At 36.6% G+C, this 20904-nt stretch carries 21 protein-coding genes; 15 read left to right on the forward strand and 6 right to left on the reverse strand.

The window, feature by feature from the left end:
• Nucleotides 1–34: 34 nt before the first annotated feature.
• A complete protein-coding gene (locus tag CIL05_RS05505; protein ID WP_095654521.1) occupies nucleotides 35–595 on the reverse strand; it encodes a nitroreductase family protein in 561 nt (186 codons plus the stop codon).
• 263 nt (nucleotides 596–858) lie between these two features.
• On the opposite strand from CIL05_RS05505, the gene CIL05_RS05510 reads away from it, so the two are divergent.
• The 6 genes from CIL05_RS05510 to CIL05_RS05535 all read left to right on the forward strand — a co-directional run bounded on the left by CIL05_RS05510 (nucleotide 859) and on the right by CIL05_RS05535 (nucleotide 5135).
• Nucleotides 859–1896 carry a PTS sugar transporter subunit IIC gene (locus CIL05_RS05510; RefSeq protein WP_095654522.1) on the forward strand — a complete coding sequence of 346 codons (1038 nt, stop codon included), beginning with the start codon at nucleotides 859–861 and terminating at the stop codon, nucleotides 1894–1896.
• Between the two features lie 126 nt (nucleotides 1897–2022).
• Nucleotides 2023–2274 carry an amino acid decarboxylase gene (locus tag CIL05_RS05515; RefSeq protein ID WP_240510126.1) on the forward strand — a complete coding sequence of 84 codons (252 nt, stop codon included), beginning with the start codon at nucleotides 2023–2025 and terminating at the stop codon, nucleotides 2272–2274.
• A gap of 144 nt (nucleotides 2275–2418) precedes the next feature.
• Nucleotides 2419–3147 carry a metallophosphoesterase gene (locus CIL05_RS05520; RefSeq protein ID WP_095654524.1) on the forward strand — a complete coding sequence of 243 codons (729 nt, stop codon included), beginning with the start codon at nucleotides 2419–2421 and terminating at the stop codon, nucleotides 3145–3147.
• 170 nt (nucleotides 3148–3317) lie between these two features.
• Nucleotides 3318–3770 carry a DUF2269 family protein gene (locus CIL05_RS05525; RefSeq protein ID WP_095654525.1) on the forward strand — a complete coding sequence of 151 codons (453 nt, stop codon included), beginning with the start codon at nucleotides 3318–3320 and terminating at the stop codon, nucleotides 3768–3770.
• 247 nt (nucleotides 3771–4017) lie between these two features.
• Nucleotides 4018–4557 carry an HD domain-containing protein gene (locus CIL05_RS05530; RefSeq protein ID WP_095654526.1) on the forward strand — a complete coding sequence of 180 codons (540 nt, stop codon included), beginning with the start codon at nucleotides 4018–4020 and terminating at the stop codon, nucleotides 4555–4557.
• A 131-nt stretch (nucleotides 4558–4688) separates the two neighbouring features.
• Nucleotides 4689–5135, forward strand: coding sequence for an SRPBCC family protein (locus tag CIL05_RS05535; RefSeq protein WP_095654527.1), 447 nt, complete (start codon nucleotides 4689–4691; stop codon nucleotides 5133–5135).
• Nucleotides 5136–5232: 97 nt separating this feature from the next.
• Here CIL05_RS05535 and CIL05_RS05540 read toward each other — a convergent pair whose 3' ends face one another.
• Nucleotides 5233–6273 carry a D-alanyl-D-alanine carboxypeptidase family protein gene (locus tag CIL05_RS05540; protein ID WP_095654528.1) on the reverse strand — a complete coding sequence of 347 codons (1041 nt, stop codon included), beginning with the start codon at nucleotides 6271–6273 and terminating at the stop codon, nucleotides 5233–5235.
• A gap of 166 nt (nucleotides 6274–6439) precedes the next feature.
• Between CIL05_RS05540 and CIL05_RS05545 the strand changes: the two genes are divergently transcribed.
• On the forward strand, nucleotides 6440–7459 hold the full coding sequence (locus CIL05_RS05545) for a serine hydrolase domain-containing protein (RefSeq protein WP_095654529.1): 1020 nt from the start codon (nucleotides 6440–6442) through the stop codon (nucleotides 7457–7459).
• Nucleotides 7460–7511: 52 nt separating this feature from the next.
• Here CIL05_RS05545 and pepT read toward each other — a convergent pair whose 3' ends face one another.
• On the reverse strand, nucleotides 7512–8741 hold the full coding sequence (pepT, locus tag CIL05_RS05550) for a peptidase T (protein ID WP_095654530.1): 1230 nt from the start codon (nucleotides 8739–8741) through the stop codon (nucleotides 7512–7514).
• A 134-nt stretch (nucleotides 8742–8875) separates the two neighbouring features.
• Between pepT and CIL05_RS05555 the strand changes: the two genes are divergently transcribed.
• Genes CIL05_RS05555 through CIL05_RS05565 form a run of 3 tightly spaced genes read left to right on the forward strand, consistent with a single transcriptional unit; the run spans nucleotide 8876 to nucleotide 10786 of the window.
• A complete protein-coding gene (locus CIL05_RS05555) occupies nucleotides 8876–9376 on the forward strand; it encodes a GNAT family N-acetyltransferase (RefSeq protein WP_095654531.1) in 501 nt (166 codons plus the stop codon).
• Nucleotides 9377–9378: 2 nt separating this feature from the next.
• The gene (locus CIL05_RS05560; RefSeq protein ID WP_095654532.1) at nucleotides 9379–10221 is read left to right on the forward strand and encodes a sulfurtransferase; all 843 of its coding nucleotides are present in this window, start codon (nucleotides 9379–9381) and stop codon (nucleotides 10219–10221) included.
• 1 nt (nucleotide 10222) lies between these two features.
• The gene (locus CIL05_RS05565; protein WP_095654533.1) at nucleotides 10223–10786 is read left to right on the forward strand and encodes a DNA-3-methyladenine glycosylase I; all 564 of its coding nucleotides are present in this window, start codon (nucleotides 10223–10225) and stop codon (nucleotides 10784–10786) included.
• 61 nt (nucleotides 10787–10847) lie between these two features.
• Here CIL05_RS05565 and CIL05_RS05570 read toward each other — a convergent pair whose 3' ends face one another.
• The gene (locus CIL05_RS05570; RefSeq protein WP_095654534.1) at nucleotides 10848–12593 is read right to left on the reverse strand and encodes a methyl-accepting chemotaxis protein; all 1746 of its coding nucleotides are present in this window, start codon (nucleotides 12591–12593) and stop codon (nucleotides 10848–10850) included.
• Nucleotides 12594–12766: 173 nt separating this feature from the next.
• Between CIL05_RS05570 and CIL05_RS22770 the strand changes: the two genes are divergently transcribed.
• The 4 genes from CIL05_RS22770 (at nucleotide 12767) to CIL05_RS05585 (ending at nucleotide 17556) form a co-directional block, all read left to right on the forward strand.
• Nucleotides 12767–12901, forward strand: coding sequence for an RAxF-45 family protein (locus CIL05_RS22770; RefSeq protein WP_276245331.1), 135 nt, complete (start codon nucleotides 12767–12769; stop codon nucleotides 12899–12901).
• A 111-nt stretch (nucleotides 12902–13012) separates the two neighbouring features.
• Nucleotides 13013–14641: a ribosomal protection-like ABC-F family protein gene (abc-f, locus tag CIL05_RS05575; protein ID WP_095654535.1), complete on the forward strand. Its 1629-nt coding sequence runs from the start codon at nucleotides 13013–13015 to the stop codon at nucleotides 14639–14641.
• Between the two features lie 70 nt (nucleotides 14642–14711).
• Entirely contained in the window at nucleotides 14712–15593 is an 882-nt protein-coding gene (locus CIL05_RS05580; RefSeq protein WP_165769050.1) for a GNAT family N-acetyltransferase, read from the forward strand.
• Nucleotides 15594–15981: 388 nt separating this feature from the next.
• Entirely contained in the window at nucleotides 15982–17556 is a 1575-nt protein-coding gene (locus CIL05_RS05585; protein ID WP_095654537.1) for a BCCT family transporter, read from the forward strand.
• A 134-nt stretch (nucleotides 17557–17690) separates the two neighbouring features.
• Here the strand turns inward: CIL05_RS05585 and CIL05_RS05590 are convergent, their stop codons facing one another.
• The gene (locus tag CIL05_RS05590) at nucleotides 17691–18677 is read right to left on the reverse strand and encodes a diaminopimelate dehydrogenase (protein WP_095654538.1); all 987 of its coding nucleotides are present in this window, start codon (nucleotides 18675–18677) and stop codon (nucleotides 17691–17693) included.
• Nucleotides 18678–18957: 280 nt separating this feature from the next.
• On the opposite strand from CIL05_RS05590, the gene rsgA reads away from it, so the two are divergent.
• Nucleotides 18958–20028, forward strand: a complete 1071-nt coding sequence (rsgA, locus tag CIL05_RS05595; protein ID WP_165769054.1) for a ribosome small subunit-dependent GTPase A — start codon at nucleotides 18958–18960, stop codon at nucleotides 20026–20028.
• 67 nt (nucleotides 20029–20095) lie between these two features.
• On the opposite strand, the gene CIL05_RS05600 is transcribed toward rsgA, so the two are convergent.
• The gene (locus tag CIL05_RS05600) at nucleotides 20096–20635 is read right to left on the reverse strand and encodes an HD domain-containing protein (RefSeq protein ID WP_095654540.1); all 540 of its coding nucleotides are present in this window, start codon (nucleotides 20633–20635) and stop codon (nucleotides 20096–20098) included.
• Between the last annotated feature and the right edge of the window lie 269 nt (nucleotides 20636–20904).

The following is a 20904-nucleotide window of genomic DNA, read 5'->3' on the forward strand; positions in this document are numbered from 1 at the left end:
AAATGTCAATTAAACATTTGGTGCTGCTCCATTTTTAACCTTCAAATCTAGTGAATTTATCTGCAACCTGGATTCTATCTTTTGTAATAGGTTTTTTATCAAAATAACCTAGATGAATAAAGCCGACAATCTTTTCGTTTTCTTCTACGTTTAAAATCTCTTTTACCTTTGGTTCATAAATATGCGGATTTGTTTTCCAAACGACACCAAGTTGTTTTTCCCAAGCAAGTAGCCAGAAATTTTGAATCATTGATGCTACTGCACCAAAGTTCTCATCCCACTGTTTTTGAATTTCTGGCTCTTCCATAACTACAATTAAAAATGCATTTGGTTCATTTAAATATTCTTTACGATTTTGTTGTTTTTCTTCCGGATAGGTCGCTGCAACCTTCTTTGCGAAATTAGCTTTTTGGTCTGCACCCACAAATATAAATCTCCACGGCTGACGCATCCCATGTGTTGGTGCCCATATAGCATCATCTAATAATTCTCTTACTTCATTCTCAGTCACTTCTATATCATTATAGCCTTTTTTCACCGCACGACGTTCACGGATGATTTTTGCTAATTCAGTTTGTTTTTTTGTTTTCTCCATCTAATTGTTCACCCCTTTGTATGACACAATACATGTTCATAATTGATAACAATTATCAATTAAATTGTAGCCTATTAGCTGAGGAAAGGCAAATTAACAAATTTCTTAGTTCAGTAAATAAAAGCAGTAATATCATAAAAACATAATATTATAAATAAGACTTGAAATATGAATGAACAAAAGTAATAATAGGGATAATTAGAAATAATTTATTCGATAATAAAATCATTCATGTGAAATGTTTCACAATTAGGGAGGAAAAAATGAGATCGTTTTTACAAAGAAAAGGAGTATCACTTTCAGTTAAGGATTATTTAATTACAGCCCTGAGCTATATGGCTTTAGGATTGTTTTCATCTTTGATCATTGGATTAATCATCAAAACAGCCGGTGAAGAAATAGTAATTAACTTTGCACCAGGAATTGCCGAAGCATTCATAGAAATGGGTGCTTTTGCAATGGAAACGAAAATTATGGGTGGAGCAATAGGTGTAGCGATAGCCTACGGATTGAAAGCCCCGCCTTTGGTTTTATTTTCTGCACTTTTTGCCGGTGCATTTGGTGCGGAATTAGGTGGTCCTGCAGGAAGCTATGTTACAGCATTGCTGGCAACGGAATTTGGTAAATTAGTATATAAAGAAACTCGGGTGGATATTATTGTCACGCCCCTTGTTACAATATTCATAGGTTTTTTTACCGGAAAGTTTATTGGCCCTCCAATCAATACATTAATGCTTTGGTTTGGAGAGATCATCAATTGGTCTACAGCACAGCAACCTTTTATTATGGGCATTTTAGTAGCAGTTCTGATGGGTCTTGCATTAACAGCACCCATTTCTGCTGCGGCAATTGCAATCATGCTGTCATTGGATGGGCTTGCAGCAGGTGCTGCAACCATTGGATGTGCTGCACAAATGATTGGATTTGCTACTGCAAGCTATCGTGATAATGGATTTGGGGGATTCCTGGCACAAGGCATTGGTACATCCATGCTGCAGGTGGCCAATATTATAAAAAAACCTATTATTATCCTGCCACCAACGATTGCCGGTGCTGTTTTAGCCCCATTTGCGAGCGTATGGTTGGGTTTAACAAATAATGCTTCAGGTGCTGGTATGGGGACAAGCGGTCTGGTAGGGCAAATAATGACCTTCGAATCGATGGGCTTTTCAATGAATGTATTTTGGAGCATTCTCATTTTGCATTTCATTGCACCAGCAGTAATTAGTTTAGCCTTTGCTGAATGGTTTAGAAAAAAAGGTTGGATAAAGCCTGGAGATATGAAAATATCATATGAATAAAGTGAAATTGTGATAGAGGTCACGTTACTTGGGAATGACATCATTTATACTTAGATCAGGAGAAATTCCTTTTCAAATTTTTAAATATTAACTGCAGTAACTTATAAAAGGAAGGTGAATCATTTGTTGAATGTAGAATTAGATGGAAAAAGAGCTATTATAGATGTACGCGAGCGGATTCTAAACGGAGAACATCCTCGTAACGAAATTTTCGATTATGTTAAACAAGCTCCACTGGGAACAGTATTCGAAATTCATGTTCCGAAGAAAGCTCAGCCACTTGTTCAAGGGTTGGAAAACCTGGGGATGAATGTCATCAGAGATGAGTTAGAAGCAGCTCATTATCGTCTGACGGCAATTAAATTAATGGAGATGTAAATGAGCGGCTACTCAGATAGATCTGCCATCTGAGTAGCCGCCTGTAATATCTAGATATTTAGTTGCATTTACCAAATGGTTCCAAGATAGTATAATTTTCTAAAAAGTAGTAAAAATAGGTTCTATTTGAAAGGAGTTAAGCATATGAGGATTTTTTTCATAAGTGATATCCATGGTAATTTCTGTGCATTTCAGAAATTAATTGACCATGTAAAGTTTGACCCGAAAAAGGACAAACTTGTAATTGGCGGAGATATGATTAATCGTGGCCCAAGAAGTGCACAGATGTTACAGTGGGCAAAGGAATACAGTAATAACCATCCACATACAATACATATAATCGCAGGTAACCATGAAGAAATGATGATTTGGTTTATGAAAGAATTATCCCCTATTTGGATGGAGTTTGGCGGGGATGAAACGATAGAGAGTTTTAAAAAGGTTTATGGAAGTGAAAATGGCTGGGATATAGCTGAAAACTATGCAGCTTGGCTGGAAACACTTCCGCTAATTTATGAAGATGAATATGCGATTTATACACATGCCGGGATTGATATTTATGCTGAGAAGGACAATCAGCCGCGTGATATTATTTGGATGAATAAAAGTGATCTATCGCAAATGAAGAAAGAGAACGTTAATAAGTGGGCAAATGGAAAGTTAATTTATAGAGGTCATAACCCGGCTTCAGCTGTTTATAAAGAAGGGCAGTTTATACATAGTGATTTAGGAAGTGGCGTTTTCGAAAATGAGCGTGCTGCTTTAGCATTAGTTGAAGTGAAAAAACATCGTTACTTTTGTTGTACGATGGATGGCGAAGTATCTGCACGTCCAATTGATTACAACCCTGAAAAAAGTATTCGTAAATTGTAATTGAAATCATTTATTCATTTTTTAATTAAATTATGTAAAAATACTTTTGGTAATCTGCCACAAAACTGTTACAAAATGAGTGATCATTGTGTGGGAAATCACAGCAATCCCAGTATGTAAATAGTGTATGATTGACCTGTAGATGATTTTACCATTTGGAGGTAACAACAATGACATTTTACGAGGTACTCGTATTTATCCATGTTTTTTCCGCGATTCTGGGTTTGGGACCGGGATTTGTCCTGATTTATATTGTAACAAAAGCTACAACAATGACCGAACTAAAGCATGCATACATTATTCGTAATAGATTGCACATTTTTGTAATGGTTGGTGGAACATTATTACTTGTAACCGGATTATGGATGGGACTAATAAATACATATTTATTCGAACAAGGTTGGTATGTGACAAGTTTAATACTATTTTTAATTGGCTTGGGATTTGGACCAACAGTACTTTCCCCAAGATCCAGACCTGTTAAAGCATTGCTGCAAGAACATAAAGGCGAAGAAATTCCAGCAGAATATTATAGCTTATCCAGAAAACTGTTTTTTTACGAACGAATCGAAAATATAATCTTTTTGATTGTTATTGCATTAATGATTACAAAGCCTTTTTAGTTTAAATTTAATATAGCGTATGGGTATGTTGGCCTAAAGCAACTTTTTATGATTTGATTTCGTTAGTCGGGCCATACCCATAAATGATAGAAAGCGGCGGTGAATCTGTATCCAATTTTGGAGGGATCACTGCTTTTTCAATGAGAATTCGTGTTTACAAATAGGATAAAAAGGCAATAAACCATTGCAAAGAGATAAAATACATGCTATATTCGTTAAAATCTATTTAGAAAGGAGAAACAATTAAATGAGACATGTAAGACTGGAAGAAATATTCACACACCCAATTACACAAAAATACCTTAAGCGCTCAGGGGTAGCACATGCTATTGCTGTAGCAGAGTATGCATATATATTTGCCAAGCGATTTAATGTTAACCCGGATCGTGCAACTAAGGCAGCGCTCCTGCATGATATTGGCCATTATACGTGGTATAAAGATGGGGAATGGGATTATGATTTGTATAAAGAGAATGACATTCATGCCATTAAAGGGGCAAGTCGTGCCCATAAACTGTTGATTCGAATTGGCGAGGATCGTCATGCGGCTAAGGAGATTGCTATTGCCATATTACTTCATACGGACTCTTATCTTCCAAAGGGAGAATTGGAATTAAATCCATTGCAGCAGGTGGTAAATCTTGCCGATGAAGCAGATGAGGAAACAGGTGGAAATCACCATTATAAAAAAATAGATGAACATGTATCATTAGCGCGTATTCGAGCACTGGATAAACAAATAGAACATGAGGAAACAGGTAAAATTAAATCAGAAAAAATTGTTTGATTTTGCTTGAAGTTTTTTCTCACTCCTCTTACTATACACCACTTTTTGATGGAAACGGTTTCCTCATATAAAATATCCTACCAGCTTTTATGTTAAAATAAGAATAAATGTTTTAGAGGCAGGTATAGATAATGAAAACATGGTCCCACCAAACAGAAATAAATGCTCCAATTGAACAGGTTTGGAAGCTACTCAACGGGTCTTTGGAAGACATGCAAAAAATAATGCCAAATGTGATTGAAAATGAACCAATTAAAGAAACGGAAGAAATTACAGGTAGTATCTATCGGCAAAAATACCAAGAGGGCAAACGTGTTCAGGAGTATGATGTGGAAACATTAAATTATGAGGACAAGCCTGATCATAAAGAAATGAAAGTCGGCTTTATACTTGCGAATATGTTCGAAATCACAGCACATTATGAGCTGGATAAGATAGATGATAATACAACCCACTTTCGTTACACAACAACAAATAATCCGCTTAAAACCTTTTTGAAATTATTTATGTTGTTTGCGAGTGATAAGATAGTAGTTAAGTTTGTTGAACGTGTAAAAAATGTGGCTGAAGCGGAATAATATGAGGAGGCACACATTAATTTGTGATGTCTTTTTTATTTTTAGTTAAAAATCAAAAGCTCCTAAATAAAGTAAATCAGGAGCTTTCAAAAATTAATTAATCTATTTCGAAGTATTCTTCTAATGTAATTTGGTTTGACATTATATCCTTTGCAGCTTTTTCACCTACAAACCGCAAATGCCATGGTTCATATTGGTATTCTGTGATTTCTTCTTTTCCCTTTGGATAGCGAATGATGAAGCCATATTCAGCTGCATGTTCCACCAGCCATTTACCTTCGTCCGTGTCACCGAAGGCTTCAACTAATTTAAAATCCACTTCCGGACTTGTTACATCCATTGTTAACCCTGACTGATGTTCACTTTCGCCAGGCCGGGCACTAAATTTATTTGCAGCTTCCTCGCCATGTTGACTTGCGTATGATGCAAACAGATTAACCTGTGTATCATAGGAACGATACCCGGATTGTGCATATAATTCAAGACCTGCATTTTCGGCAGCCTGAAACATATCTTCCATAGGATCTGCAGCTACTTTACGCATTTGCTTTTTAGGTAAATCCTCGGCAAAAGGAAATTGAACATCAGGAACTACCAAATCCTCTGGAATATATTCCCCTGGCAGTGCACGTTGTTTATTTACTAATGCAAGCAGATCAAATGGATTTGCTAGAATTTGTGTTTGATCATCTGTTGTGCTGACTTCTATTTCACGAGGAAGTCCGGCTCCGGGCTGGATGTCGATATTATCGGCAACAAGCGTTTCCAGTGTTTTCTTTGTGTCTTCGTTATAAACACCAGTAGCGGATAAATCATGTTGTAATTGTAAATCGGTAATTGCCCAAGTGGTCGTTTCAGCATAATCACCGTTTTCTTCAAATGAATAGCCTATTTTATTCAGTGCTTTTTGAAGCATTTGAACTGCTTCCCCGTTATCTTTCTTTTGCAGACCTGCTTCCGGAATCTGTATCTCTGCTTCAGCAGATTCGTCAGATTCAGAAGAAGAAGTTTCGTTAACGGCTTCGTTATTTGTGGTATCATCAGAATCAGTCTCATTTGAATCTTCTGTGTTACAAGCTGTTGTGAAAATTAAAATTGAAACCAATGCCAGAACTATAGTTATACTTTTTTTAAACAATATGATTCTCTCCCTAAGTGTTCTTGCTTAAACCATCTTTTATTTTCTCATAAAGTTGTTATAAGGGGCAATGGTTATTTTCTTTAAACGGGAAACAGAAAATTCACCCAAGTTTCAATATTTTGTGATATAATATCCATATATTCTAAAGAAATGGAGAAAACCAATGGCTGAAAAATTAAATGATGTTCTATGTGATGTAGTGGCAAATGAAAATTTTTCTGGGGTAGTTTATGTCGGAAAAGGTCAGGAAGTATTACATCATGCTGCATACGGCTATTCCAACAGGGCGGAGGCATTAAAAAATAAGCCGGATACGAGGTTTGGCATAGCATCAGGGTGTAAATTGTTCACAGCAGTGGGTATTTCCATGCTGGTTGAAAAGGGAGATTTATCTTTTCACACACGTTTAAGGAATTGTTTGCCGTTATCCTTTCCGCATTTTAATGAAGAAATTACCATTCATCATTTACTGACACATAGTTCAGGTATACCGGATTATTTTGATGAAGAAGTAATGGACGATTTTGAAGAACTTTGGGAAGCAAGGCCAATGTATAAAATGAATAGTTTACAGGATTTTCTGCCAATGTTTCAAAACAGAAAAATGATGTTTCAACCAGGGGAAAAGTTCCATTACAATAATGCGGGGTATATTGTTTTAGGCCTGATCATTGAGGAAGTAACAGGACTCACTTTTACAGATTTTGTTGAACAGCATATCTTTGAAAAAGCTGGCATGAATGATTCCGGTTATTATGAATTGGACAGACTGCCTGGCAATACAGCAACAGGCTATATCGACTCAGAAGATGGATGGAAAACAAATATCTATTCCATTCCTGTAAAAGGTGGTGCCGATGGTGGAGCCCTTGTAACCGCCGAAGATATGAACAGATTTTGGGATGCACTATTTTCCCATAAGCTTTTAAATGAGGAAACTTTGAAATTGTTATTAACACCTCATATGGAAAGTGATGAAGATGAGTACTACGGATACGGCATTTGGATTGATAAAATGGATGGGGAAGTTTCCAAATATCATGTGATGGGCTATGACCCTGGTGTGAGTTTTCATTCCGCTGTATACCCTTCAAGTGGTATTAATATTGTTATTATATCGAATAAAAGCGATGGAGCATATGATATCATGCTTGCGGTGGAAGAAGCATACAAACTGAAATAAAGTCAGATCCTTTAAGGCTCTGACTTTTTTAAACAATCTCTTGTAGATTCTTTTATTTTTGTTCAAACAATTTACAAATTTCCACAATCACATTGGTTGCCTTTTCCATATTATCAACAGAAATATATTCAAACTTGCCATGGAAATTCTCTCCACCTGTAAAAATATTCGGTGTGGGCAATCCCTTATACGAAAGCTGTGATCCGTCTGTTCCACCACGAACTGGTTTTACGTCTGGCTCAATGCTCAGATTCTTCATTGCCTGATAAGCTATATCAACAATTTCTTTAACGGGTTCTATTTTTTCACGCATGTTGTAGTATTGATCAGACATTTCCAATTCGACACTTGTTTCTCCATATTTCTCTTTCATTTCAGCTGTGAATTGTTCGAAGGTATTTTTCCTCGTCTGGAAATTCTCTTTGTCAAAATCACGAATGATATAAGTTACTTCCGTTCTTTCCACATCGCCATTTACAGAGATCAAATGATAAAATCCATCATATTTTTCCGTATGTTCAGGTGCTTCCAGTTCCGGAAACTTGTTTATAAATTCTGCTGCCATTTTCCCTGAATTAATCATTTTATTTTTTGCTGTTCCTGGATGGACGCTGTTCCCTTTGAAAATAATTCGGGCAGCCGCTGCGTTAAAGCTTTCATACTGCAATTCTCCAAGTGGGCCACCATCAACAGTGTATGCATAGGAAGCATCAAAACGTTCTACATCAAACTTATGCGGTCCTCGACCAATTTCCTCATCAGGTGTAAATGCCACACGAATCCTGCCATGCTTTATTTCTGGATTTTTTATTAAATAATCCATTGCTGTCATGATTTCAGCAATACCAGCCTTATTATCTGCACCGAGAAGTGTTGTGCCGTCTGTTGTAATCAGTGTATGCCCTTTATAGCCTGACAGCTCCGGGAAGTCCTTTGAAGATAAAACAACATTCAGGCCCTCATTAAGTGTAAGATCATTTCCGTCAAAGTTTTCCACAATTTGTGGATTAACATTTTCCCCGGTAAAATCAGTTGCGGTGTCCACATGGGCTAAAAACCCAATCGTAGGTACATCTTTATCTGTATTTGCAGGAAGTGTTGCCATAACATAGCCATTATCATCAACTGCCGTATCTTCCATCCCTATTTCTTTTAATTCCTGGGCAAGCAGATTGGCCAGATCAAATTGTCCTGGTGTTGAAGGGGTTGAGTCGTTACTTTCATCGGATTGTGTATTAATTTTCACATATTTAGTAAATCTCTCTATGATATCCTTTTTCATCCTGAATTCATCTCCTAAATTGATTTAATCTTATTTTACTATAATTTATATCGGTATACGAAATATTTTTAAAATAACATCTAAAAGGAATAAGGGAAAGTTTGTCGAATATATAAAAGTAGGAGAGTGTTGAGATGATTAGGACAGCTATTCGTGAAGATGCGGCTAACCTTGCTTCATTAATTAAACAAGTAGAAACTGAAAGCGACTATATGCTATATGAGTCAGCTGAACGTAATATATCTGCAGAAAAACAAGCGACAATGATTGACAGATTAAGTGCAGAGGAGAATTCTACAATCTTGGTATCAGAAATAAACCATCAATTGGTTGGATATCTTTTTGTAATAGGTGGAAATGCACGCAGGAATCAGCATTGTGCTTATATAGTTATTGGAATCCTGTCTTCTTACCAAGGAAAAAGTATTGGAACAACCATGTTTGAAGAGTTAGAGCACTGGGCTTTAAATCAAAAAATACATCGTTTAGAATTGACAGTAGTAAAAGAAAATAGATCTGGACTGAAATTGTATGAAAAAATGGGTTTTAATATAGAAGGTACAAAAAAGGATTCATTGTATATAGATGGTAAATATTATGATGAATATTATATGAGTAAATTACTGGAGGGGTAAAAATGCCTTATTTAATTAGTTTGGATCGTCTGAAAAAACGATTGGAAAACAACCAAGATAATACGGTAATAGTAGATGTAAGATTTCAGTTGAATGATCCGGATGCAGGGAGAAAAGCATATTTGCAGAATCATCTTCCTGGTGCAGTTTATATGGATCTAAATAAAGACTTGTCCGGTAAAGCCAGTAAGCATGGTGGAAACCATCCACTACCGGACATGAAGATGTTTGCGGGGAAAATTGGGAAAATCGGAATTGATCATGACACCACTGTTGTTATTTACGATCAAGCAAATGACATGTTTGCAGCACGTTTATGGTGGCTTCTTGACAATTTGGGACATGAAAAAGTGTATATTTTGGATGGTGGATATGAAGGTTGGATAAAAGAGGGGAATGAGGTTACAACTGCTATTCCTGAACTAAAGCCAAAAGAGTTTAAAGGCAATTTCAATGAAAACAAAATCGCAAACATTGAAGAAGTGAAAGAAAAACTGGAAGATAACTCAGCAGTTTTAATAGATTCCAGAGCTAAAGATAGATATTTAGGGGAAACGGAACCGCTTTATGGGAAAGCAGGGCATATTCCTGGGGCCAAAAACTTCTTTTGGAAGAATGTTTTAACCAAGGATGGGAATTGGAAAAAGAATGGAGAACTCGAAGAACATTTTGCATCCTTATCAAAAGATGAAGAAATTATTGTTTCCTGTGGCTCAGGTATCTCAGCATGCCCAAATGTTCTGGCATTGAAATTTGCTGGCTTTACAAATGTGAAGCTGTACCCGGGCAGTTTCAGTGACTGGATATCCTATGAAGAAAATAAAGTGGAAACGAAGGAAGAGTAGAATGGATAAAAAACGCTGTGAATGGGTTACATCTGAGCAAGTCTATATTGATTATCATGACCTTGAGTGGGGAAGACCGGTCCATGAAGATCAGAAGCTGTTTGAAATGCTTTCACTGGAAGGAGCGCAGGCAGGTTTAAGTTGGATAACGATACTTAAAAGACGTGAACATTACGGGCGAGCTTTTGATGGGTTTGATCCTGCTATTGTTAGTAAATATGATGATGATAAAATCGGTGAACTATTGCAAAATGAAGGTATCATTCGGAACAAGCTTAAAGTTCGTTCAGTTGTTACAAATGCTCAAGCTTTTTTGAAAATACAAAAGGAATTTGGCAGTTTTGATGCATATATTTGGGAATTTGTTGGAGGAGCTCCATTTTTAAATGATTGGCAAATTCATGATGAAGTGCCTGCATCCACAAAGGAATCGGAGGAAATGAGTAAAGATTTGAAACGAAGGGGATTTAAATTTGTTGGTCCAACGATCTGCTATGCATTTATGCAGGCAACAGGAATGGTTAATGATCATGTAAAAGATTGCTTTTTGCATAAAGGTAAATAAATTCAGGGTAAAAAAGCAGCTGACTTTGATAGAAAGTCAGCTGCTTTATACATTTTATTTATTAAACAAATCTAAATGAACTAAGCTCCTCATGCAGTTGTTCAGCGAGTTTTGCGAGTGTATCTGCATTGTACGAAACTTCCTCCATAGAACTGGAAGTTTGCTGTGCAGAAGCGGCAGCTTGTTCGACTCCTGCTGCTGATTCTTCTGAAACAGAAGCAATATCCTCAATCAGATTATTCATATCCACACTGTTTTCGGCAATATCCCTTAGATTGGTTGAGATAAAGGTAATTTTATTCACCATTTCGGTAACAGAGTTATTAATTGTTTCAAAGCTTTGACCTGTAGTCTCGATTTGAGTTGTTCCTTTATGAACCTCATTATAGCCTGTATTTAAGGAATCAACGACACTACCGGTTTCAGACTGAATGTTTTTCACAATCGATGTAATTTCCCCTACAGAGGATGCAACCTGTTCTGAGAGCTTTCGAACTTCATCAGCTACAACAGCAAAACCTCTTCCATGTTCACCAGCCCTGGCTGCTTCAATTGCTGCATTTAATGATAATAAATTTGTTTGGTCGGCAATGTTTTTAATCACAAGCACCAGTTTCGAAATTTCAGCTGACTGTTTATCGAGTCCCTGAACTTTATCAACTGCTTCTGCAACAATAGAATCAATTCGTTTCATTTGTTTAACAGATTTTTTCATTAGTTTAGTGCCATCTGAAGTTAAAGAAAGTACTTCATCTGAACTTGAGGAAATTTCTTTCCCATTTTGTTCAGAAAGTCGAACCTTTTGTACGAAACCGTTCATACTTTCAGCCAGATCGGATGCACTATTTGCCTGTGTCTCCGATCCTGTGGAAATGTCCTCCATTGTTATTGCAATTTGCTCATTACCCTCTTTCACCTCATTAGCTGATTGTTTCAACTCATCACTTTTGGTTTGTACAGAAGTGGAAGCAGATGCTACTTTATATAAAACGCCATGAATGTTATCCTTCATTTGATTAACAGCAGCAGCCAATTGGCCAATCTCATCCTTCCCATCATAGTCCACGGATTTTACTTTTAAGTTTCCTTCAGCTAATTCCTTAGTAATGGTAACAACTTTTTTCAAGCTGGACGAAATTCTTCGGCTAATCAGAATCATTAATGTAACACCTACTAAAATAGCCACCAAACTTGCTATCGATATAGTTATAATACTGGTCTTTAAGCTATCTTTTGAATTTTGGATTGTACTTGCCTGCTCGCCTTTAACAATATCCATTAATTCATTTACTAGTTCTACAGTTGCTGATCTGAGTTCAGAGGAACGATTCCTGATAGAATTAGCCATATACTGTTGGTTATTTGAGACAGACTCCATAATTTCGCCGAAAAATATATTATTAATTTTTTCATCATTTTCCAAAATATTATCGAATAATGTTTGTTGCTTATCCGTGGTCATTGTTGGTGAAAGCTTTTCTGCCAATGTATCAAATTCCTGTTGATATACGGTAAATGCATCAACGTATCTGGAGCTTTCCGTCAGCAGGTAATCGGCAATCTGTACGTCTTTCACTTGGATTATAGAAGACAACTCCGACATATCGCTGACCCGCATACTTTGCTGTTCAACTGCATCATGTTCCTGCTGACTATTATTTAATTGAAGATAAACAATTACTGATGCAGCAATAAATAGCAGTGCAGAAGCAAAAAAACCTGTTAAATATTTTTTTCCAATTTTAACGTCTTTCCAACTGAATGAAGCCTTTTTTGTCTTTAGCTTCTTTATCTTATTCTTTTTCATCTGTACGCCCCCAAAGTAAAATAAAGCTTTTTATATTATATCGACAAGATAGAGCTAAGTATTAAGTACTATTTTATAATATTGAAAATAATTTATAATTATCGTCTGTACCCTATTGACTCTATGCTCTATTTGAAATAAACTAAATATACAATAAAAAGGAGGTGGGTTAGATGAATCAAACTGGTAGTGGCATGACAAAATTCAGAGAATATCTCTGTATTCGTTATGCTATTTTTTCCACTAATTTTGTCCAAGGGAGAAGTGTGCCCTTTTTTAGTACAAATGAATGGAAAAAATACCAGTAAGAGACATCTGCCTGCTATCATAATATATTTTTAGTAGACGCTAGGGGTTTATCTCTTGGCGTCTTTTTCGTTTAGGAAAAGATGGTCTCTTCTATGCGGAGGAAGAGAAAAATGATTATATGCAGTTTACAAAATGTGACACAAACCTTTGGTGCAAATACGATTTTTGAAGAGATTACATGTGAGATTAAACAAAACGAACGGATTGGTTTAATTGGAAGAAATGGGGAAGGGAAGTCAAGCTTGTTAGATTTAATAGCAAGAAACACGGAGCCCACTGCTGGGAAAATCATTTGGAAGAAAGATCTGACAGTAGGACTACTAAGACAAAATCCAGATGTTGAAGATGGAAAAATAGTGGAAGCATTGCTTTTTGACGTTTTCACGTCTTTAAATAATTTACGGACTAAAATGGCGGAAATGGAAAGTAAAATGGCAAGCGAAACAAATCCAGAGAAATTAAATAGATGTATTGAAAAGTATGGTAATCTGCAGGAAAAGTTTCAACAGGATGGCGGCTACGAAATCGATGCACAGATAAGACGGATCATGAGCGGATTACAGATGGAGGAATTAGCTAATAAAAAATGGCAGCAATTAAGTGGTGGTGAAAGGACAAAAGTTGGACTGGCCAGGCTTCTATTGACAGCTCCAGATTTACTATTACTGGATGAACCAACAAATCATTTAGATTTTCTGGCAATCGAGTGGCTAACAGATTTTATCAAAAACTATCATGGAACAGTAGTCATTGTTTCACATGACCGCTATTTTTTGGATGAAACAGTTTCATTGATATTAGAAATGGATCAGGGTGAATTAATTAGATACCATACAAATTATACGAATTATGTAAAGGAACGGGAAGAACGACTGCTTCAGGAATTTCAGCAGTATCAGGATCAGCAGAAGAAGATTAAAAAAATGAAAGAAACGATTAAACGATTAAAAGAGTGGGCGAACCAGGCAAATCCACCGAATGATGGCCTGCATCGGCGTGCAAAGAGTATGGAAAAGGCTCTGGCCAGAATGGAAACAGTAAAAAGACCTATTCTGGAACAGAAAAAAATCAGTCTCGACTTTCACATGAATAAACGAAGTGGAAAAGATGTAATTTTAATGGAAGAAATCAGTAAGCAATACAAGGAGAAAAAGCTTTTTGATTTGCTGGATTTACATGTAAGGTTCCAGGAGCGGATAGCCATTATCGGGGAAAATGGCAGTGGAAAATCTACAATATTAAAAATGATATTGGGATTGGAAACTGCTGATAAAGGATCTGTAAAGCTAGGAAGCAATCTATCAATAGGTTTTCTGTCCCAGCATATACTGGAAATGGATAGTAATGAAACTGTTCTGGATGAATTTAGAAAGCATGTACATGTTGCTGAAGGAGATGCAAGAGGAATTCTCGCCAAGTTTCTTTTCTATGGCAGTTCCGTTTTTCAGAAGGTTTCAAGCTTAAGTGGTGGTGAGCGAATGCGCTTAAGGTTAGCAGAACTTGTTCATCAGAATCATAACTTATTAGTTTTGGATGAACCTACCAACCATTTGGATATTGAATCTAAAGAAGTATTGGAGGAAGCATTGGAACAATTTGATGGAACTATCATAGCAGTTTCCCATGATCGGTATTTCCTTGATAGAATTTTTCCTGTTACGTACCTGCTTTCCGGCAGGAGGCTGACAAGGTATGAGGGCAATTATACATTTGCGCGGAAGAAGTGGCTTGAGTTGTAGGGTTTTAGAAAAGGAAAAATTTTTGGCATCGAATATATTAAAAAACAATAACCTCAAAAGGAGCATGCTTATGTTTAAACTATCATCAGGAAAAGATATAGCAATAAAAGACGCAGCAAATTTCATTGCTGAGTTAAATCAGAAAAAAGAGCATCATATAGGATTTTGTGGTAAAGATGAACAGGAAATATCTAATTCACTTCACGAGGATTTTGAAGATATTTCCTATGAAGATTGCTTTATAGGTATAACCGTCAATGAAAAACTAATTGGCTTAATAGGTGCTGACATTGATTTGGATGATGGAAGTGCTGAAATCTTGGGACCATTTGTTGAGGAACCACAGGGTGTTGACGTTGCTTTAAATATGTGGGAAGAGCTTCTGGCTTTATTGCCATCTAGCGTTAAACATTTTATTCTTTTTCCTAATGTCCAAAATCAGCTAGTAAGCAAATTTGCGGAAAAGCTCCAGTTTGAACAGAAAACTGATCAATACATTCTCACAATGTCTGAATCCCAGTTGCCTAATCAATATGTACAACATGGAGAGTTGTTGGAAGAAGATCATGAAGCATTTAAATCTTTGCACGATTATGCATTTCCAAAAACCTATTATGATGGGCAAGAAATAGTAGAAAGATTAAATGAAAATCAGAAGGTGTTTGTGATGAAGGAGGCGGGCAGTCTGGCAGGATATGCTTATGTAGAAGCTGACCCGGAATTTGGTGATGCTTCCATTGAATTCATCGCAGTTAACCCGGAACAACGTGGAAAAGGCTATGGAAAGAAGCTATTGACTACAGTAGTGGATTGGCTATTTAGCTTTGATACAATCAATACAATTACACTGTGTGTTGCCGATGATAATACAGGCGCAATTAACCTGTATCAATCGGCAGGATTTAAGGTCGAGCACAGGTTGCATTATTTTACAAAAGAAGAGGGAAGCTAACAACAAACAAAGGAAAAAGGAATCCTATTAGTTCTACAATTAGATTCACATTATAATTAGAAAGTTGTCAATCACTATAATTATCGGTTACTTCAATGAATGAACTGTAAATGTCCAGTAGGTTGCTGTGGAAATTTCTAAGGTCAGAGATGCCAAAGTCAAAGAGATTGAACTGAAACTGAATAAAGTGGATGAAAATAAAGGATATTAAGATTAGCACAGTTTTTTAATTGTTAAGTTTATGTATTACTTTTTAGTCTCTTATTGGAAGCCAAATAATATTTTATAAATCCAAAAGGTAGTGTCATAAAAAATAAGTATTTATGCCTAAGTTAATATGAAGAACATCTATATTATCAAAAAGTGAAAAAGAGGTTGAAACTTCGTTATGAAAGAAAAAAGAAAGCAATTTTCCAGTGTATTCACTTATGCTTCAATAATTGTCGGACTACTAGTACTGTTAGGCTCCGTTTTTCCTGATCAATTTGGTAAGACTTCTGGCGCTGTTGGTACATGGGTTACTGAAACTTTTGGTTGGTATTATATGACGGTTTTTACTTTAATATTATTTTTTTGTATATTTTTAGGTTTTAGTCCAATCGGTAAACTCAAACTGGGTAAACCAAATGATAAACCTGAGTTTAGAACGATATCATGGTTAACAATGCTGTTTAGTGCTGGTATGGGGATTGGCTTAGTTTTTTATGGTTCATCTGAGCCAATCTCACATTACTTGGCCCCACCTACTGCTGATCCTGAAACAAAAGCTGCTTTGGCTGAAGCAATGAGATCAACTTTTCTGCATTATGGATTTCATCCATGGGCAGTATACGGCATTGTTGCACTTGCGTTAGCTTATTCACAATTTAGAAAAGGTGAGGTTGGTTTAATATCTAAAACATTACGACCTATTTTAGGAGATAAAGTAGATGGACCTATCGGTAATGTTGTTGATGTGTTATCGGTTTTCGCAACAATTATTGGAGTAGCTGTTTCTTTAGGGGTAGGTGCAATGCAAATCAATGGAGGTTTGAACTATCTCTTCGGTATCCCTAATAATCAGCTGGTCCAAGGCATAATCATTGCCGTTGTTACTGTGTTGTTCTTATATAGTGCTTGGACTGGATTAAGTAAAGGTATTCAATATTTAAGTAATTTAAATATGATATTAGCTGGTCTATTGTTTATTGCTATCTTAATTCTAGGTCCAACTTTACTTATTCTCAATATGATTCCGAGTGCTACTGGTGATTATCTGAATTCATTATTATTTAATAGTTTAGATGCAGCTCCATTAAACGAACAAAAACATGAGTGGATGCAGACTTGGACGATATATTATTGGGGTTGGTGGATGAGCTGGAGTCCGTTTGTAGGTATATTTATTGCAAGAATTTCACGTGGCAGGTCCATCCGGGAATTTGTCATTGCGATACTTACTGTTCCAACCGTTGTGAGTATAATTTGGTTTAGTGCATTTGGTCTGACAGGAATTGAAGCGGGACAAAATGCACCAGCAATATTTGAAATGTCACCTGAAACGCAGTTGTTTGGTATTTTCAATGAACTGCCTATAAGTATCATTTTATCTTTTATTACTTTGGCACTTATAGCATCTTTTTTTATTACTTCAGCCGATTCAGCAACATTTGTTTTAGGTATGCAGACTGCTTTTGGTACTTTACGGCCTGCAGCTTTTGTAAAAATCGTTTGGGGGTTAGCATTATCAGCAATTGCTTATATATTACTTTTAGCAGGTGGAGAAACGGGCTTAAATGCGTTACAATCCGCTGCAATTATATCAGCATTGCCGTTTAGTGTAGTGGTTATATTGATGGCGATAGCATTATACAAAGATGCCAATCAGGAAAGGAAGTATTTAGGTTTAACACTTACTCCAAATAAAAAAAGAATGAAAGAATATATGGATAAAACAAATGGTGACCAAGATAAAAGAAGTTAATAAAGTACAGTACACTTACTAAATTACAATAAAAATACACACGTCATTTTCAATTAAAATAACGTGTGTATTGAAATATTATTGGACTGTTTGCATCCCTAAAATTTACAAGTAAGAATAGGATTTTAGATTTCTTACAAATAATCCCTGCGCAAATCCTCTGCAGACTTCGGTGAGATATATCCAGGTGCGACATCATACACCGTTTTTGCACCCTTTTGTCCTTCTTTATTTAATCGGTATGCAGCACGTGCATATGCAGTGACTACACTTGCAGTGAATTCAGGGTTACTGTTCAGTTTCAAACTGTATTCAATGATTTGATTGTTTCCTTCACCGGTTTTGCCACTGCGAATAACAAAACCTCCATGTGGCATGGCGGCGTGGTTTTGCTTCAATTCTTCATCTGAAATAAAATGAACAGTTGTTTCATAGTCTGCAAAATAATTAGGCATTTTTTTAATTTTCTGTTCAATTTTCTGTTGGTCGGCACCTTCCTCAGCAACAATAAAGCATTCACGAACATGACGGTCATTTTTTGATACTGCTGGGTTTTCTCCATTTCTCACTTGTTCAATCACTTTTTCGGAAGGGATTGTATATTGAACACCGTTTTTAACGCCTTCTACTCTTCGCACTGCATCTGAATGACCTTGGCTTAATCCTTTTCCCCAAAATGTGTATGTTTCACCTTCAGTTAAAAGAGCTTCGGACATTACCCGGTTAATGGAAAACATTCCTGGATCCCAGCCTACCGAAATAATACTTGTTTTCCCGCTTTCCTGTGCGGGCTTGTCAACAGATGAGAAATATTCAGGGATTTTTGCATGTGTGTCATAGCTATCCACGGTATTAAACATTTTAGCGAAAAATGGAACCTGTTCCGGTAAATCAGTAGCAGAACCGCCACATAAAATCATTACATCTATCTTATCTGTATACTCTTTAGCTTCATCAATATGTACTACCTTTACATCTTCGTTAATCACATGGATACTATCTGGACTTCTTCTTGTAAAAACAGCTACAAGCTCCATATCAGATTGCTGCATAATAGCAGCTTCAGCGCCCCTTCCCAAATTTCCATATCCTACAATGCCGACTCTTATTTTATTTTCCATATGTTCCCCTCCACTTAAGTTTTCATATATGTTTCTATTTAATTAATACTACCTTTTTTGATTTCTATATGCAATTTTCTCAAATTAACTTCTGAAATATTAAAAAAGTCTGGTATCCATTATACAATTTGTAGTAAGCTATAGGAAGAAGTTCATTCATTTTGAAAGGAGTGGTGCGTTATGACTGTAAATAATAACATTTTATTTAATCAAAACACTAAAATCAAAATGGAGGAACAGTCGGTTTGACGTTGACTTTTCCTCCCAAAACAGGAGGAAAATAGTATTGAATTATATTGAGGAATTTGGATGGGATGACTCTATTCAGACCATTGATAAGGAAAATGCAGCTCGAGTTATTACAGTGCAAAAAAACAACTATCGAATAGCTGATGGCAATAAAGAATATTTAGCTCACCTGAGTGGAAGGTTCTTAAATCAGGCAATGTCTTCACTTGATTTCCCGGCAGTTGGTGATTGGGTGGAAGTACAGAAACTGGTGGATGAGGACAAAGCAGTAATTAAACAAGTGCTTCCCCGAAAAAGCCAATTTGTGCGACAGGCTGCCGGAATGAAGACAGAAGCTCAAATTGTAGCAGCTAATATGGATACAGTTTTCATTGTTAACTCACTGAATCATGACCTGAATGTCCGAAGAATCGAGCGGTATGTTTTAGCCACCTATGAAAGTGGTGCAGTTCCTGTTGTCGTGTTAACTAAAAAAGATGAGTGCTCATCAGAAGAAGTTGCTGCAGCTGTTTCACAGGTGGAAGAGGTGGCAATTGGTGTAACAATTGTTCCTGTTAGTAATGTAACCGGAGATGGATTTGAAGCATTAATGGCATATCTTCAGCCTGGAAAAACCGCAGCATTGCTTGGATCATCTGGTGTGGGAAAATCAACATTAGTTAATACACTGCTGGATAAGGAAGTTCAGGAAATAAAAGGTATCCGAGAAGACGACAGCAGGGGACGGCATACAACAACACATCGTGAAATGTTTGTCCTGCCAAATGGTGCATTATTGATTGATACCCCAGGAATGAGAGAACTACAGCTTTGGGAAGGAGAAACAGCGATTGGTGCTGCTTTTGAGGATATTGAAGCTTTAGCGGAAGAATGTCACTTCAAAGATTGCAGACATAGTGCGGAGCCTGGTTGTCGTGTGAATGAGGCTTTGGAAGATGGCGAATTATCAGAAGGCCGCTTTCGAAGTTACCTGAAATTGCAGCGTGAGCTTGCCTATGAAAAAAGAAGGCAGGATCAAAAAGCACAGCTTGAGGAAAAGAATAAATGGAAAAAGGTTTCCAAAGGTTTGAAAAGTAAATATAAACATCGCAATGTTAGATAAATTACGCTATACCATTAGGCTAGACCCGCCGACTATTAAAGATGGCAGGTCTGGCCTTTCCTGATAATCAGCCAAATACTCGCTTAACAGCGTCCTCAAATTCCTTAAAAAAAGCAGGAATATCCTCATTGTCTAGTCCGTCATGCATATTTTCAGCAATGGATTGGTTATACCATTTTTGTTTAGCCATTCCTGCATTAAATTTTTCCCAGACAATGTCACCTTGCTCCTTCAGATCTGCTTCCAATCCAAGCAAATTATCCAGTTTATCTGCAACAACTAAATATTTTATTTCTTTTTCAGCATTTCTGATTGTATCAATAGTATGCTGTTTTCGCTCCTGCCATGATTTCGATTTGTCTTCCGTATGTGCCGCAACCAGTTCAGCTACTTTCGGACCAAATTTCTTCTCAATATCTTCTATTTCAATCAATGTATCTTCAACCGTATCATGCAAGTAACCTGCGCAAACCAGCTCTTCACTGAAACCATTTGCCTCCAACCGCTCTGCCACGCGTATAGGGTGTGTTATATAAGCTGCATCTGAGTTTTTTCGTTTTTGTCCCACATGTGCTTTTTCTGCAAGTTCCAATGCTTGTTGTTTCAAAACTATTCCCCCTTTTCTAGAGTGTCAATTCCTTGGCAGAGAAGAAAGTATAAAACTTTCTTCTCTGCATAAGTGCAAGCTATGAGCATTTGCCCAACCTAAAGCAAACGCCAAGTTTTCTAATATTTGTAAACGACTTGTTAAAATACGTAACCTTATTCAAATTATAAATGAGTATATCAGATTTATTACACTTATAAAAAAAGGAGCATGGATAGTCATATTAAAACTACGTCAATTTCCTTTTATTTTCGCACATAATACTGGTA

The organism is Virgibacillus profundi (assembly GCF_002287375.1).
Taxonomy (GTDB): Bacteria; Bacillota; Bacilli; order Bacillales; family Amphibacillaceae; genus Virgibacillus_K; species Virgibacillus_K profundi.